Source organism: Fundidesulfovibrio terrae (genome assembly GCF_022808915.1).
GTDB lineage: Bacteria > Desulfobacterota > Desulfovibrionia > Desulfovibrionales > Desulfovibrionaceae > Fundidesulfovibrio > Fundidesulfovibrio terrae.
On sequence record NZ_JAKZFS010000001.1, the window covers coordinates 805,945 to 821,301 of the forward strand.

At 67.8% G+C, this 15,357-nt stretch carries 10 protein-coding genes; 5 read left to right on the forward strand and 5 right to left on the reverse strand.

What is annotated here, in order from left to right:
• Positions 1 to 2: 2 nt before the first annotated feature.
• Complete coding sequence (gene lhgO / locus ML540_RS03760) at positions 3 to 1,199, reverse strand: L-2-hydroxyglutarate oxidase (protein ID WP_243358616.1); 1,197 nt, start codon at positions 1,197 to 1,199, stop codon at positions 3 to 5.
• Between the two features lie 88 nt (positions 1,200 to 1,287).
• On the opposite strand from lhgO, the gene ML540_RS03765 reads away from it, so the two are divergent.
• The 3 genes from ML540_RS03765 (at position 1,288) to ML540_RS03775 (ending at position 7,846) form a co-directional block, all read left to right on the forward strand.
• Positions 1,288 to 4,767 carry a DUF748 domain-containing protein gene (locus tag ML540_RS03765; protein WP_243358617.1) on the forward strand — a complete coding sequence of 1,160 codons (3,480 nt, stop codon included), beginning with the start codon at positions 1,288 to 1,290 and terminating at the stop codon, positions 4,765 to 4,767.
• Between the two features lie 377 nt (positions 4,768 to 5,144).
• The gene (locus ML540_RS03770) at positions 5,145 to 5,729 is read left to right on the forward strand and encodes a CHRD domain-containing protein (RefSeq protein WP_243358618.1); all 585 of its coding nucleotides are present in this window, start codon (positions 5,145 to 5,147) and stop codon (positions 5,727 to 5,729) included.
• 176 nt (positions 5,730 to 5,905) lie between these two features.
• Positions 5,906 to 7,846 carry a hypothetical protein gene (locus ML540_RS03775; RefSeq protein WP_243358619.1) on the forward strand — a complete coding sequence of 647 codons (1,941 nt, stop codon included), beginning with the start codon at positions 5,906 to 5,908 and terminating at the stop codon, positions 7,844 to 7,846.
• Positions 7,847 to 7,852: 6 nt separating this feature from the next.
• Here the strand turns inward: ML540_RS03775 and ML540_RS03780 are convergent, their stop codons facing one another.
• Positions 7,853 to 8,905 (reverse strand): FkbM family methyltransferase, encoded by a 1,053-nt coding sequence (locus tag ML540_RS03780; RefSeq protein ID WP_243358620.1) that lies wholly within the window; start codon positions 8,903 to 8,905, stop codon positions 7,853 to 7,855.
• A gap of 11 nt (positions 8,906 to 8,916) precedes the next feature.
• Positions 8,917 to 10,710, reverse strand: a complete 1,794-nt coding sequence (locus tag ML540_RS03785; RefSeq protein ID WP_243358621.1) for a motility associated factor glycosyltransferase family protein — start codon at positions 10,708 to 10,710, stop codon at positions 8,917 to 8,919.
• Between the two features lie 184 nt (positions 10,711 to 10,894).
• On the opposite strand from ML540_RS03785, the gene ML540_RS03790 reads away from it, so the two are divergent.
• Both ML540_RS03790 and ML540_RS03795 read left to right on the forward strand, forming a co-directional pair.
• On the forward strand, positions 10,895 to 11,704 hold the full coding sequence (locus ML540_RS03790) for a glycosyltransferase family 2 protein (protein ID WP_243358622.1): 810 nt from the start codon (positions 10,895 to 10,897) through the stop codon (positions 11,702 to 11,704).
• Positions 11,701 to 12,894, forward strand: coding sequence for a radical SAM protein (locus tag ML540_RS03795; protein WP_243358623.1), 1,194 nt, complete (start codon positions 11,701 to 11,703; stop codon positions 12,892 to 12,894). Before ML540_RS03790 ends, ML540_RS03795 begins: the two co-directional genes overlap by 4 nt.
• A gap of 15 nt (positions 12,895 to 12,909) precedes the next feature.
• Here ML540_RS03795 and ML540_RS03800 read toward each other — a convergent pair whose 3' ends face one another.
• Complete coding sequence (locus tag ML540_RS03800; protein ID WP_243358624.1) at positions 12,910 to 13,992, reverse strand: glycosyltransferase; 1,083 nt, start codon at positions 13,990 to 13,992, stop codon at positions 12,910 to 12,912.
• Positions 13,989 to 15,344 (reverse strand): radical SAM protein, encoded by a 1,356-nt coding sequence (locus ML540_RS17915; protein ID WP_243358625.1) that lies wholly within the window; start codon positions 15,342 to 15,344, stop codon positions 13,989 to 13,991. The genes ML540_RS03800 and ML540_RS17915 overlap by 4 nt, the downstream gene beginning before the upstream one ends.
• Positions 15,345 to 15,357 lie beyond the last annotated feature (13 nt).

Sequence of the window (15,357 nt, forward strand, 5' to 3'; positions counted from 1 at the left end):
TCCTACCCCGCCAGCGCCATGGCCTTGTCCGCCAGGACCGGGGCCAACGCCATGGCGCTGGTGAACGCCGGTGATATGGCGTTCAGCACGTGCAGGTCCGCCTCGCCGGACTCGGTCAGGAAATCCATGACCAGCGTGTTGGCCACCACGTCTACCAACTGTGGCCGTATGCCCGCCTTGGGGCTTGGCGCGACGTCCTCGGGCCTGAGCGAATCCACCAGCTTGGCCGCGTCGGCGAAGAAATGGCGGAACAGGTACTTGCGCGGCTCTGAGAGGGCAACAGTCCGGAAAGTCGGGTTGGTGGCGAAGAGTACGGCGTCTCGCCAGAGGATCTCCGGGGCCTCGGCGTCGAGGCCCTGCAGGACGCCATAGTTCTCGCGCCCGAAAGCCGGGATGGCCGTGGGGCCGATGTATACGTCACCGTATACGGATCGGGTGAAGTGGATGCCCAGGAAAGGCGTGGAGGGATCGGGCACGGGATAGATGCTCCCACGCACCAAGTGAGCCGCCTCGGGACGCAGCTTACGGTAGACGCCCTTGAAGGGCACCAGCACGTAGCGCAACCCGAGCCCGTGCTGGTGGGCCAGCTTGTCCGCGTACGCGCCGCAGGCGTTGACCAGGGCGCCGTACTCCACAGGCCCGGCGCTGGTGGACAGAACTCGTCTGCCTCCCGGGCCCAGGGCCGTCACGCCCAGGCGCACCTCGGCCAAGACGCTGGCACGGAGGTCTGCGCGCAGGCTTTTCAGGATTTCCTTGGGGTCCACCACCGCCGTCAGGGGCGAATGGATGGCCTGCTCCACGGTGCGGGCGTGGGGCTCGATCTCGCGGAGCCGGGCCTGGTCCACCAGGCTCACCTCGGCTCCGGCGTTCACTGCCCGTTCATACAGGGCGCGCAGCACAGGCAGTTCCGCCTCGGTCTTGGCCACGATCACCTTGCCCGATTCCGTGAGAGGCAGCCCGCGCTCCTTGCAGTAGGCGCGCATGAGCCTGTTTCCCGCCAGGCAGGTGGCGGCCCGGGCGCTGCCAGGCGAATAGTAGATGCCCGCGTGCAGAACGCCCGAGTTGCGTCCCGACGCGTGCTTGCCGGGCCGGTCCTCCTTATCCAGGACCAACACTCTCACTCCCTGCGACACCAGTTCCCTGGCCAGGGTCAGGCCAATGATTCCCGCCCCGGCGATGACGATATCCGCGTGCTTCATGAAAGAATTGTGGGCTCGGCTGATGAAAAAATCAAGACACGGCGAGCGGCTATTCCCGCCGGCGTCTTTTTTGTGCTATGGGACGGTCATGTCCTCCACATCCGGATTTTTGTCCTCGGTGGACGCCTGGCTTAGCCGCATCCGTCATGCGGCTGGGGAGCTGCGATCCACGGGCCTGGGAACGGTCTTGGGTGCATCGGCGCTGGGGTTCCTGGTGCTGGCGCACGGGGTGCTGCTGATGGCGCTGGCCGGTTCGGTCGTGGCGCCGTTTCTGGTCCAGAAGTACCTGCAGGACGAGGCGTCGCGCGCTCTCGGCCGCGAGATCAGGCTCGACTCCCTTCGCCTCAACCCCTTCACCTTCGACCTCACTGCCTCAGGCCTCTCCATCATGGACAAGGACGGCGGCGAACCCTTGGCCGGGTTCACCAGGCTGGAGTTGAACCTGGACCCGTCGAAGTTGGCCGGCAGCAGGCTGGCGGTCAGCCGCTTCATCCTGGAGAACCCCACCGTGCGTTTGGCCAGGGACGGACAGGGCCGTCTCAACATCGCCGACCTGATCCCCGAGGCCGCCCCGTCCGCGCAGCCGCAACCTCAGACGTTCGAGCTTGTTCCGGCGGGGCTGTTGTTCTCGCTGTCCGACGTCCGGATCACCGACGGCAGGGTGTCCTTCGACGACGCGCGCACCGGAATCCGTCAGGAGGTCAGGGATCTGCACTTTTTCATCGATTCCCTGTCCAGCGACCAGCCCGGGCTGCGGGAGATATTCAGCTCAGGCGGCCAGCTCAACGAATCGAATCTCACCCTCTCGGTAAAGGCGGACCTCTCCGGCCAGACTCCCGAAGCCGAAGCCCGCCTGACCCTCAAGAATGTGGTGTTCAGGCACTACACCCCCTATCTTTTGGCGCTTGCCCGCCCGCTGGACCTCAAGATGGACGAGGCGGGCGTCCGTGTCCGGGTGGTGCTGCCCGCGAAGGGTCAGCCAGGCCTGCCGTTCGTGGACGGCGACGCCAGGATCGCCGGGGTGGCGCTGGGCAACGGGGACGAGCGCGCGGCGGAGCTGGAAAGCCTGGACGTGCAGGGCGCGTCCTTCGATCCCGCCTCGGGCGCGGTGACGGTCGAGCGGGTGGTGGCGCAGTCGCCCATGGTGCGAATCAGGCGCGACGAGGCGGGCATCGTCGACCTGCTGGCCATGCTGCAACCCCCCTCGGGCGAGCGGCCGCGAGAGGAATCCGGACCGGCTCCGCGCCTGCGCGTCCTTGAGGCACGGCTCAAGGGCGGGCGGGCGGATCTTGTGGACGAGGGTCTGGGAATCTCGCTGGCCCTGACGGACGTCGAGGCGGGGCTCAAGGGCCTCGATACGCAGGGCGCCGCTCTGGAGTCGCTCTCCGTGGAAGCCGCGGGTGACCATTTCAAGCGTCTCGCCCTCACCGCCGCAGGCTCGTACAGCCCGGCCGGGCTCACGGGCAAGGCTGTGATGGAGGGCGCGGATCTGGCCAAGCCCTTCCCCCTGCTCAAGCGCCTGATGCCCAAGCTGGCCCTGGCCGGGACGGCGGGATTCGACCTCGCCTATTCCGTGGACGAAAAGGATGGACGCTTCCTACCGAAGCTCAAGGGCGGCCTGGACATCCACGATTTCAAGGCCGTGGTCGAGGGGCAGGCCAAACCGCTCTTCAGCGCCGGGACCGTGGGCGTGACCGGAATCGACGCCGACGTGGACGCACGCAAGGTTTTGCTGGGACAAGTCAGGCTGAGCGGCGGCGGAGCGGCTCTGGCGCGAGGGGAGAAGGGGGCCTTCCCGGCCCTCGAGATTCTCCCGGCCGGTTCCGGCAGCTCCTCCGGAGCCGGTGGGGGAGGCCAGGCAGGGAGCCCCTGGACGGTCCTGGTGGACCAGTTGGGACTGTCCGATTTTTCGGCGGAATACCAGGACGCGGCGGGAAGAATCGAACAGCGCGTCGACTTGGACGAATTGGCTGTGAAGAATATCTCATCGTCCTTGGAGAAGCCCCTGGCCGTGTCGGTCAAGGGGGCGCTGCCCATGGGGGACGCCAAGGCCCCCTTCGAACTCTCGGGCGAATTGAGGCCGAAGGAGCCGGGGGCCTCGCTCACGGTGAACCTCACGAGTCTGCCCCTGGCGGAGCTGTCCCGCCTGGCCCCGGGCTTGCCCGTGGCGGTGCTCTCGGGGAGGGCCGGGCTGTCCGGCCAGGCCGTGCTGTCGCTGGGCCAGACAGCCCCGTCCGGATCATTCACGGGCGACGCGTCGCTCACGGACCTCAAGCTGGCCCGCCCCGGCGGGAACGAGCCGTGGGCCTCGCTGGCCGGGCTTTCGGTCAAGGGGGCCTCCGCGACCCTGTCCCCCCTGGAATTCAAGGCGGCGGGCGTGGTGCTCGACTCACCCTGGCTTGTCCTGGTCCTGGACAAGGACGGCAAGCCCGTATTGCCCTTCGAGACGGCCTCCGGGCAGGACAAGGCCAAGCAGGGCGTGCCGTTGCCGGGGTATGGCGTGGACAGGATCGAAATCCGGGGCGGCAAGGTGGACGTCACCGCCGAGGGGTTCGATCCCGCGCTGTCCGGCCAGATAGCCGATATCGCCCTCACGGTTTCCGACGTGCGGCCGGGCCAGCCCGCCAAGCTCGCAGGCAGCTTCGTTCTCGGCCACTCGGGGCGTTTCCAGACCGAGGGGCAGGCCGGATGGGTTTCGGACGCCCCCATGCTGGATATGCGCGCCACGCTGGAGAATTTCGACCTGGGCGAGCTGTCGCCGGTGAGCCGAAAGTTCACGGGCTTCCCAATCAACCGGGGCAAGCTTGGACTCAAGCTGGATTACAAGGCCGGGGCCAAATCTCTGGACCTCAAGAACAAGATCGTGGCCATGGGCATCCAACTCGGTCGCAAGTCCGGCCAGCCGGGCGGCAAGGACGTGCCCCTGGACCTGGCTGTGAGCCTGCTCTCGGACGCCAAGGGGGTCATCGACCTGGACATCCCGGTGAAGGGAGACCTCACCCACGCCAAGGCGGACCTGCGCGACGTGATCTCCACGGCCATGGCCGGGGCCTTCGCACGCATCCTGTTCTCCCCGCTGGCCTTCCTCAACGTGGCCAAGGGTGGTGGGCGCACGGCCGCCGTGGGCTTCACGCCGGGAACGGCGGAACTGACCGCCGATGGCAAAAAACTTCTGGGCGACTTGGCGGCGGTGCTGGTCAAGCGGCCCATGCTCAAGCTTGAGGTTCTGGCCTACGCCGACCCGGCTTCCGAGGCCGACGCCTTCGCCCGGGCCCTCGCGGCCAAGGCTCCGCCCGCGCCCCCTGCCACGCCCGCGTCCAAAGCCACCAAGGGTCGGCCCGCCAAGGAAGCCCAGCCCGCCGAGGCCGCTCCCGCTCCGTCCAAGGCTCCGAGCGCCGAGGAATGGGCAGGCCTGGCCCGGGCGCGTTGGGAGGCCGTGCGGGGGGTTTTGACCACCCAGGGCGGCCTGCCCGACAGCCGAATCTTCCCCATGTCAGGGGATTTCCTGCACCCGCCAAAAATGGAGGGCGCGCCCGCCGCCCGGGCGGACGTGACCCTGACCAACTAGCTCCGGGGCTGCCGCGTCGGTGCGCGTCCGGCCGGGCTTGGTGCCCGCGAAGGGTTTACACTTGATCGACCCTGCCAACATGGCGGAATGATGCCGTATTGCCCCTGACGGCTTGCGCGGTGTCGGAATAATTTCCAGACCGTGTTCAGCAATTCCGTTTCGGCTGGATGAGGCTGTCAGGAATAAACTATGAAATCATGGCTTTGCGACAGGCTTCCTCCTCGCAGGAGAAGGGCATGCGATTTGCTGCAACGCCTTTCTACCCGACAGGATGTTCTGGCGCGTGCGCGGGATAACGCAAAACCGTTCTCATGCAAAAGAGGGCCTGCTTGTCCGGAGCCCCCCAAGCCGCGACGCGCGGCGAGAGGAGGAACGCCATGATCCGTATCCTTCAGGCATTGTTGGCCGTGCTCGTCCTGATGGCGGCCGCGCCCAATGGTTTCGCGGCGCTTATCGAATACGACGCATCTCTCAACGGGACCAGCGAGGTCCCACCCAACGCGTCTCCGGCCACGGGATTCGCGCGGGTGTTTTTCGACATCGTCGCCCACTCCTTGATCGTGCACGAGACGTTCTCCGGCCTGCTCGCTCCGGCCACCGCGGCGCATATCCACAGCCCGGCGCTACCAGGCGTCAACGCCGCGGTGGCCGTGGGTTTCACCGGCTTCCCGTTCGGAACCACCAGCGGCACCTACGACCACACGTTCGACACCAGCGACCCGTCGATCTACACTCTGAGCTTCCTCTCGGGCAACGGGGGAACGGCGGCCGGGGCCGAGGCCGCGCTCGGGGCGAGCCTGGCCGCCGGGACGGCCTACGTGAACATCCACAACTCCGTTTTTCCGGGAGGCGAGATCCGCGGCCAGCTCACGAGCGCCGTGCCGGAACCGGTCTCCATGATTCTGCTCGGCTCGGGACTGGCCTGCGTGGCCGGAGCCGGTTTCAGGAGAAGACGCCGCTAGCAGGCGGGGACATTCTGATGTGATCCACGTTGGCGGGCGTGCCCCAGGGAACCCTTGGCCCGCGTCCGGTGATGCCGGAGGCCGTTGCGGCCCCGGGATGCCCCCGCACGCGCCGGGAACGGCCGCCAGAGCCCACGCTCTTGCCCAGGCTTCGCCTTGTCTGCTAGCACGGACTCATGTCCGCGCTGGTCCATTCCTTCGCCGTGTTCGACACCTGCCTGGCCAGGCTTTACGTGCGCCCAACCGACCTGCTCTTCGCCCTGGCCGCCCGCATCCTGCCGGGGCCAGCAAGCCGCGAGGACCTACACGAGTTCGTGCGCCTGCGCCTCCTGGCCGAGGAAAAGGCCCGCAAGGACCTGGGCCTGGAGGCGGCGGGCCTCGGGCTGGTCTACGAGCGCTTTCCCAAGGCCAACCCCTGGGGCCTGGACCCCGATCTGGCGCAAAGTTCCGAGCTGGACCTCTGCGTCCACTCCGTGAGCCCCGTCCCGCCGGTGCTCAGGCAGGTGCGGCGACTCATCGGGCAGGGCGAGCGCGTGGTGTACATTACCGACTCCATCCTGCCGGGCCCGGCGCTTCGGCGCATGATGGAGGCCAACGGCTTCGCGGGCGAGATCTATTCGGCGGGCGAGACGGGCAAGACCAAAGCCAGCGGGCAGCTCTTCAGCCTGGTGCTGGCCGCCGAGGGCCTGGAGGCCGGGCAGCTGGTGCACACCGGCCCGGATTCGGCTGCGGACTACAAGCGGCCTCGTTCCATGGGCATCAAGACGGATTTTCGCTCCGAGGCGGTGCTCACCAGCCACGAGCAGCACCTCTTGCGCCTGCACCGCGACTGTGCCCCGGCCCTGTCGCGCAGCGTCGCCGCCAGCAGGCTGGCCCGGCTGCGCGACGAGCCTGAGGCGAAGCTTGCGGGGCTTCGCGCCCTGGCCGCCGACGTGGTGGCCCCGGTGCTCACGGCCTTCGTGGCCTGGACTCTGGACGAGGCCGCGCGCGCCGGGCTTGCGCGCCTGTACTTCCTGGCCCGCGAGGGGCAGGTCCTGCACCGGCTGGCCCAGGTGCTGTCCCCGGCGGTGAACGGCCCCGAGCCGCGCTACCTCATGGGCTCCCTGGCCTGCTGGATGGCCCCCGGACTGGCCGGGCTCGACCGTGAAGAATTCTCCTGGCTGGCAGCGGCCGGGCAGTCGCGAAGGCCGGTGGATCTCCTGGCCAAGCTCTCGCTCACGCCCGAGGAACTCCTGCAGGCCGTGGGCAGGAGCATGCCCGCGCTCCTCTCCGACCATCCCCTGGACGACGCCGGACTGGCCGGGCTGTGGACCCTGCTGGAGGACGGCGGGGCGCGCAGGCTCCTGGCCGGGAAGGCGGCCCTGGCCCGCGAGCTCATGCTCGCTTACCTGGAGCAGGAGGGAGCTCTCGAAGGCCCGGTGCTGGCCGTGGCCGACATGGGCTGGACCCTGACCACCCAGCGGGCCCTGCGCGAGGTGCTGGCCGCGCGCGGCGTGGACGTGACGGGATATTATTTCGGGCTCACCGGGGTGCGGCTCGGGCGCATGGAGGCCGGGGCCCACAGGGCGCTCTTCATCGAGCGCGCGGCCCAGTCCGTGCCCGGCTCCCTGGACAGCCTGCTGTTCAAGCATGTGGCCCTTTTGGAGCGGGTGTTCACCCGCGCCGACCACGGTCGGGTGCTGGGCTACGAACGAAAGGGCGGCACGGTCGTTCCGGTGCTCGGCCCCACGCCGCAGGGGGCGGCCCAGACCCGCGAGGTGCAGGAGACGGTGCTGGCCTACGCGGAGAGCCTGGTGCGCTCGGGATGGGGCGAGGACACGGTGTCGGCCCTGCGCGAGACGGCGGTGGAATCCCTGAGGCGCTTCCTGGCATCCCCCGAACCGGGACAGGCCAGGGCCGTGGCCGGGCTGCCCGGCCAGGATGAGCGCGACCTCCCGCTTCTGCGCGGGCTGGGGATTCTGGACGTTGCGGCGGCCTGGCTGGGAGGTTCGACGCCCGGGCACGGCGGCGACGGGGGGCTGTGGCTGGAGGGGTGCGTGGCAGCGAGCCCCGGCTGGATCAGGTCCCTTGCGCGCAGGCCTCGTCTGGCGGCCCTTTTGCGTTCGCGGTTCTCCTAGCCCTCGTCAGGCCAGGCAGTAGAGCACCGTATCCAGGTGCTCGTGCGAGTGATGCCCCACGAAGCAGCGGTATCCTGGAACGAGTTCGCGCACGAACAGCGGCAGCTCCCACAGGTCGCAGGGCTTGTGGTACAGGCATATCTGGAGCCTGGGCCTGAACCTGCGGATGGTCCGTTGCGCCCCTTCCAGGGCGGCCAGTTCGGCCCCTTCGATGTCGAGCTTGATCAGGTCTACCTTGTCGATGCCGCGCCGCTCGACGAAGCTGTCCAGGGTGGTGGCATCCACCGTGATCCCGCCTTCCCCGCCGATTCTGTTGCCGTGGGACATGGCGAAGGCCTCGAAAAAACCCACCTGGCCGTCATGGTTCCACAGGGCCATGTTCACCGGATGGACGTTGGCCTGGCCGGCTTTTTCGACGGCCTGGACCATCTCCTGGAAGGATGCGGGCGTGGGTTCGAAGGCGTATATGCGGCAGTCCGGCCCTGCCTGGCTCCTGAACAGGGCGATGGAGTCGCCCGAGGCGGCTCCGCCGTCCACGATGCAGTCGCCGCTCCGGGCCAGCACCAGGGGGTGGCCGTACATGGGATAATCGGAAAGGCGCGGCAGGGGCGTGCCGTGGAAACGCAGGCGCAGAACGTCCGCGTAGGTGTCCCGCGAATCCCGGTCGGAAAGCGACGCGAGCACCTGCTCGATGGCTCCGGCGTTTTCGCGCAGCAGGCGCAGGGGAGGGCGTTCGGCCAGGTCGTCGCGGTAGAGGTTCCTGAAACCCATGGAGAAGAGCTGCGCGAAGATGGCCTGGTGCGCGAAGCTGCAGATGAGGACCGCCGCCCCCACCGCGATCTGCGCCGGAGCCGTCACCGGCAGGCCGTCCACGTTCGTCCCCTGGCGGCGGGGGTTGTTGTCGGCGAAGCAGGGCACGCGGATGCCCATGCTCTCGAGCCTGCGCCTGCACCTGCGCCCGCGCGCTCCCGTGCCGAAGACCACGAACTCCCCAGGGAGCTCCTCCTCGAAGGGGTTGAAGGGCCTGGCCGAGGCCGTCCTGAGGATGTCGTCCAGCATGTCCCTCCCGTTTACTCCGGGCGCCCCGGCAGGGCCTGGACGCGCTTGTGCTGGGCCAGGAGAATCTTCAGGAGCGCCTCGCACATCCGGTCCATGTACCCCAGGAAGTACCGCGCGCCTTCCATGCGCCTGCCTTCATCCGCGCCTTCGAAGAAGGCCGTATGGAAGCGGGTGTTGTCGAAGTCCGCGAACCGCTGGAGCATGAAGGATGTGTTGTCCTGGTCGCTGGCCGCGATGAACGCCGCGGCGGAGCTGAAGCTTTCCCCTGCCTGGCGCGCCGCGCGCTGCTTGGTTTTCCACAGGGTCAGCTCCTGGCGGATGTAGTCCAGGACCCGTTCGCGCCGCGCGCTGAAATCCGTGGAGGAGATGCTGTCGAGGTTGCGGGCCAGCCCCGGATCCTCCGGCAGGACCGGGGCCGGATCGAAGGCGATCCCCGGGCCCTGGAGGATGCTCGAGGGGGTGAGGTTGACCACCTCCATGTTGGCCATGCGGATGCGGTCCGCGAACCACTGGGCGGAGTCGAAGAAATTGAGGGTGGTGAACATGCGGCTGCCGTCGGCGGCGGTGGCCGGATAGAGCTGCGGCCAGCGGTGGGTGAGCGTCATTTCGTTGACGCCGGAGGCGTGGGCCTCGTGCTGGCTGCCCTTGGAGTAGTTCATGGCCAGGGGGTCGGGGGAGGCCAGCTGCACCCCGGCCAGGTAGACCCTGGAGCAGCCCATGTATTCGGCCAGGGCGAAAGCCGTGGTGATCACCGAGCCGTGCAGCAGCAGCGAATCGCGCTTGGGGAAGGGCTGGCCCGGGAAATTGCCGAAGAACCAGGCCCGCTCGAATCCGCCCTGGCCGGTGGTGGACAGGCAATGGGCGACCAGCCGAGCCTTCTTGAGCCCGGGGAGGCCCGCCAGGGTTGGCTCGGAGTCCATGGACGTGTCGTTGATGATCACGAAGTCCGGTTCGATCCCGGCCTTCAGCAGCGGCTTGAGGGCGCTGTTGACGGCGATGACGGCGGCCCGGTCCTGGTTTGCGCGGATGAATTCGATCTGGCCCGTGAGCGCCGGCCCGGCCGCCGCCAGGATCGCGGTGTGCCCGGTCAGCGCGCCGAGCAGGTCGCTCAGCTCCCCGCCTCGCAGGCAGGGCGCGAGGTTTTCGTAGAGGTGCTTGTAGCGGTCGTAGACGGCGTTGCGCACCAGGGGGCGGATCGGCAGCCCCCGGATGTTGTCCTGGCTGTCCAGGGTGTAGATGACGTTGCGGTAGTAGAAGAGCTCGAGGACCTCCTCCACGCGGCGCACGTAGCCGGGCAGCGCTTCCGGCAGCCCCTCGCAGGCGAAGAACAGGGGATAGCCCAGCGAGGCCAGGTTCTCGGGCAGTATCTGCAGGAGGGGGCTCGGCGTCCGGTCCGGGTCGCCCGCCACGAAGAACACTCCCTTGCCCGCCAGTTCCCAGGGCTTCTCGTCGTCCAGGAAAGCGGCCATGCGCTCGGGGTCCGGCTCGAAAATCAGGCAGACGCCATCGGTGCGGGCCAGGGCCGCCTGCAGCTCGGGTGTGCGCTGGGCGCCCAGGAACACCAGCAGGCGCGTGCGCCGCATGGCCTCGTCCAGGCCCGTGTCCGGAGGCGGGAAGGCGAACACCTCGGGGCCGAAATCGCCTTCCGATCCACCGGCGAAAGGGCGGGCCAGGGCGGGATTGCAGTATGCCCAGAGGGGGTTGTGGGCGTGAAAGGCGTGGCGCGCGCCCGGCGTGTAGCTTCCGGCCCCGGCCTGGCTCAGGGCCAGGAGCCCAAGTTGATCGAACACCGCCAAGGATTTCATACGCCCCTAACTATAGCGCAAGCGCGTTGCGCGGGCAACCTCGGCGGCCCCCGGGGGGAGTGTCGCGCGGGCACGGGGCGTGCATCAATTTCGCGCTTCGTTGCGCGCGGGCAGTCTTTGCCGTACCCTGCGCCACGTCCGCCCTTTCGGGCGCTCGCGGCAACCTTCCAACCCGGACCGGCCAATGAAAGTCTCCGTAGTGGTCCCCACATACAACCAGGCCCGGTATCTTTCCGCCTGCCTGGATTCCCTCTGGTTCCAGGATCATCCCGACCTGGAGATCGTGCTGGTGGACGACGGGTCCACCGACGGCACCGGCGACGTGATCCGGGACTGGCTCGCCCACCGCGAGACCGACCAGGCCTCCTTCGCCAGCTGCTACGATCCCGGGCAAGACGTCCTTGAGCGCATGCACCATCCCCGCTACCCCGAAGAAGGCCGGTCCATCACGGTGATCACCTTCGAGCGCAACCGGGGACTGGCGGCGGCCCTGAACGCCGGATTCCGGACCTGCACCGGAGAGGCCTGCACCTACGTGCCCTCGGACGACTGGTGCGCGCCTCAGATGTTCTCCGAACTCGTCCGGGCGCTGGAAGAAGGCCCGGCCGACTTCGCCTTCGCCGACATGCTCATCGTGGACGACTCCTTCCGGGTGCTCCGGCGCTTCGACCTGCCCGACTACAGCTTTGAACGCTCCTTCGCCGACTGGTACCTGTGCGGCGACGCCAAGCTCTACCGCCGGGCGCTGCACGAGCGCCACGGCTACTACGACGAGACGCTGCTGGCCCACGACCACGAGCTGTTCCAGCGCTTCGCCATGGGGGGGGCGCGCTTCGTGCACGTGCCCAAGGCCCTCTTCGCCAAGCGCGACCACTCCTCCGGGCGCGAGGTGCACATCCACGCTCCCGAGAACTGGAAGCGGCTCATCGGGGAATCCAAGCGCATCGTCATGGCCGCCCGCGAGTGGCTGGCCGGGGGAGGCTTCAACCGATGACCGGCGACTCCTGCGTCTACCTCCACGAGCCCGGCCGGTTCAGCCCCAGGGGCGTCCTGGACGTGGGGCTCAAGTGCCCGCATTCCTGCAAATTCTGCTACTACAGCTACTGGGACAAGACCGATTCGCAGTTCGGGGCCTTGCGCAAGGCCGCCTTCCGCCCGGGGGGGGACTGCAAGGCGATCCTTTCCGCCTTCGCCGCTCAGGGACTCGGCTTCTACGACGTCACCGGCGGCGAGCCCTGCGCCCACCCGGACATGCCGGACGTAGTGGCCCACGGCACGAGCCTGGGGCTCAAGGGGCGCATCATCACCCTGGGACAGCTGCTCACCGGCAGGGACCGCCTGCTGGACAGGCTTCTGGACGCGGGACTGACGGATTTCCTCTTTTCCATGCACGCCGTGGACGAGGAGCGCTTCAAGAGCTTCACCGGCGGTTCGTGGAACAGGCTGTCCGGGGTGCTTGACGAGCTGGAGGGGCGGGGATTTGCCTACGGGGCCAACTCGGTGATCTTCGAGGGCAACCTGGACCACCTGGAGGACATCGCCAGGGAGTCGGCCAGGCGCCTCACCTACGTGCACAACTTCATCGTGTTCAACGCCTACCACGAGTGGAACTCCAGGCACCGGGCCGCCGGGGTGCAGGCCCGCTACCGCGACGTGGCCCCGCGCATCGCGCGGGCCGTGGAGATCCTGGACGGGGCGGGCGTGGCCGTGAACATCCGCTACGTGCCCCTGTGCGTGTTTCCGGGGCTCACGCGCCATGTGGTGGGTCTTCTGGGCCTGCCCTACGATCCCTTCGAGTGGCGCAACAGGGCCTGCAACCCGGACAGGGAGCCCGCCTACTGCGCCGAGATCCTGCCCATTCCCGAGTCGGGGGTGCGCGAGCGCTTCGCCTTCGCGCCGCTTGAGGAGAGGCTGCCCAACGGGACCGGGCTCATGGGCATGCGCGGGGAGCGCTTCACGGTGTTCCCGGCCAAGTGCGCCTCCTGCGCGGCCCTGCCCGCCTGCGACGGGGTGGACCCCAAGTACCTGGAGCGAAACGGCGACGCGGAGTTCATGCCCTTTCCGAGCATGGATCTCTCGGGCCCTCTTCTGCGCGCGCGAATGGAGTACGCCCGGGCCTTCGCGGTGAAGCTCACCCCGGACGTGGATGTCCGCAAGGCTCTCGGCGCGGCCTTGGCCGGTTGAAGCGGGGGGTGCGGCCTATTCCCCGGGGAGGATTTCCGCCGGATCGACGACCTCCAGCTTGGCGGCCCAGGGGGTCTTGTCGCGCTTGAGGCGCGAGAGCCTAAACAGGACGTAGCGGGCGAACAGCTTCCATTCCGGACCGGGCAGAACGTCCGGATGGAGCTTCGCCGCGGCCCTGATCTCGGCCCAGGTGCCCACCCGGAAGAGCATGGTCACGAAGTCCTTGCGCCCGAGTATGGGCTTGAACCGGGCTTTGTTGGCCAACATATGGTCGATGATGGCCTGCCTGAACTGGGCGTGGGGCGGGTGCTTGCTCATGCACCCCACGGAGTTGATGGCCCCGAGCACCGGGTTGGACCCGAAGTTGTTCTCCCCGTGGCGGCGGTAGCAGCCGTGGATGGTGGGGATGAGCAGCGAGTAGCCGATCAGGTTGGCGAAGTGGGCGATGTAGTAGTCCGCGCAGATGCGGAACGACCGCGGCTGGTCCTCCAGGATGAGCCGCAGGGTGTCGGCCCTGAACATCATGGAGCTGGCCGTGGCCCATATCCAGAAGCCGCGCTGGAAGGTGGTCTTGCGCACGTAGCGGAACTGCCCCTTGGACATGTGGTCCAGGTGCTCGCCCGAGACCACTTGGCCCGCGCCGTCGATCTGGTACTGGTTGGTGCTGGTCATGGCCACGGGCTTGCGGCCCAGGTGGGCCTTCACGTGGGTCTCCAGGAAGTCCTCCAAGAGTACGTCGTCGGCATCCAAGAGCACCACGAACACGCCCTTGGCCCGGGAGAGCCCGGTCTTGAAGCCCTCCATCTGGCCGCAGTTGGCCTCGTGCGAAACCAGCGAGAAGCGCCCCCCGGCTTCGGGCGAGGCCGCGAACTCCTGTATGAGCGCGGGGCTCTGGTCCGTTGAGCGGTCGTCCACCACGATGCATTCCCAGTGGGGATAGCTCTGCCTGGCCACGGAGCGCAGGCAGTCCACCACGTAGGGGGCGTAGTTGAAGCTGGTGACGATCACCGAGACCAGGGGCTTGGCGATCCCGGCCCGGTCCAGGCGCTGGTCCGCGAGTGTGGGGCCGAGTTGGAGGGACGGCGTCGTGGTGGTCATGCTTTCCTGCCCGGGGCGGGGTGGTTCAGTTTCAGGGAGCGGATGAAGGCCGGGCTGATAGCCGTGCCCAGAAAAGAGTACGTAAGCCCGCGCCGCGCGCATTCCAGGGCGAGACGGCGCACACCTTCCCGGACCGCGTCCGGAGTGCGCTTCTCGAAGAAGTCCTTGGAGATCGTCACATTGCGTATTCCGGCCCGGACGCAACGATCCACGAAGGCGTCGGTTTCCTCGGCTCCGGCGTTTTGGGTGGTGACGATGTATTTCAGATGCACCTGCTGCGGGTTCAAGGCCGCGTAGGTTTCGACGTTTTTCCAGACCGCCTCGAACCCGTCCACGTTGCGCACCTGCCTGTACGTCTCCCGCGTTCCGGCGTCGATGCTGCACACAATGCGCAGCCTGCCTTCCCGCAGCCCCTGCTCGATGGAGGGAGAACGCACCAGGGCGTTGGTGTACACCAAACCGGATGCGCCCTCGGCGAGCATCTTTCCGGTTATGTGCGCGAAGTGTGGGTTGATGGTCGGCTCCCCGAACCCGCCCCAGTCGAAGCGGTAGCCGGGGGCGAGCAGCCCCTGGTCGCGGAGCAGGTCGTATACCTCCACCGGGTCGTAATCGCAGCCGGCGTGGATGTCCTTCACGTTGCAGTAGGAGCAGGCCAGGTTGCAGGCGGTGCTCGTGTCCATGTGCAGAAGCGTGATCGCGTCCGGAGAGTTCACGCCGTGTTCGGGGGCAAGCTCCGGGCAGGATGCGCAGAAGCCGCATTCGCCTCTGTCGATGGCCTCCACGAGGAGCTTTCTGATGCGCCCGAGCCGCTCAAGGGCCCGCAAGGGCGCATCGGCGCGGACCAAGTCGGGCATCCAGCAGCACAGGGAAAAACCCGTGGGGCGCATGTACAATCCCGAGAGCGATTCGCATCTCCAACAGGTGCCTTGCCGCACGCGAGTGGCCTGGGGCGGCGCGTTCAAGGGGTGGGCGATGATGCCCAGGAGCCGGACGATGTTTTCCTCGGGAGCGTCCAGATAGGCAATGGTTTCGGCCGGTTCGAGAAAGACGTGGAATGCGTCGACTCCCCTGGTCCGCAGCTCCCGTTCGATGGCCCTGTGGAAGGTCGACGCCACGACGATGACGATCTGCTCCTCGCCATGGACGCGCTGAAGCTCCGGCAGTTCGTCGACGGGATGGATCTTAAGCGCTTCGCATCTCCCGGACTTGAAGGAGTCCAGAAACCCGATGGGATCGAGGCCGCTCCCGAGCGCGCGGACATCCGCGAGAAGGCGCTTTCCCCGCCCGCCCGAACCGTAGATCAGAAGCTTCCCGGACGCAGGGAGCCTGCTTGTATCCGAGAGATAGGTCACTCTGCCCGCGCCG

Bases quoted from the DNA above. Each gene is read 5' to 3' on its own strand.
- ML540_RS03790 (WP_243358622.1), top strand. From the start codon at position 10,895: ATGAAAGTCTCCGTAGTGGTCCCCACATACAACCAGGCCCGGTATCTT.
- ML540_RS03775 (WP_243358619.1), top strand. From the start codon at position 5,906: ATGTCCGCGCTGGTCCATTCCTTCGCCGTGTTCGACACCTGCCTGGCC.
- ML540_RS03800 (WP_243358624.1), bottom strand. From the start codon at position 13,992: ATGACCACCACGACGCCGTCCCTCCAACTCGGCCCCACACTCGCGGAC.
- ML540_RS03795 (WP_243358623.1), top strand. From the start codon at position 11,701: ATGACCGGCGACTCCTGCGTCTACCTCCACGAGCCCGGCCGGTTCAGC.
- ML540_RS03765 (WP_243358617.1), top strand. From the start codon at position 1,288: ATGTCCTCCACATCCGGATTTTTGTCCTCGGTGGACGCCTGGCTTAGC.
- ML540_RS03770 (WP_243358618.1), top strand. From the start codon at position 5,145: ATGATCCGTATCCTTCAGGCATTGTTGGCCGTGCTCGTCCTGATGGCG.
- lhgO (WP_243358616.1), bottom strand. From the start codon at position 1,199: ATGAAGCACGCGGATATCGTCATCGCCGGGGCGGGAATCATTGGCCTG.
- ML540_RS03785 (WP_243358621.1), bottom strand. From the start codon at position 10,710: ATGAAATCCTTGGCGGTGTTCGATCAACTTGGGCTCCTGGCCCTGAGC.
- ML540_RS03780 (WP_243358620.1), bottom strand. From the start codon at position 8,905: ATGCTGGACGACATCCTCAGGACGGCCTCGGCCAGGCCCTTCAACCCC.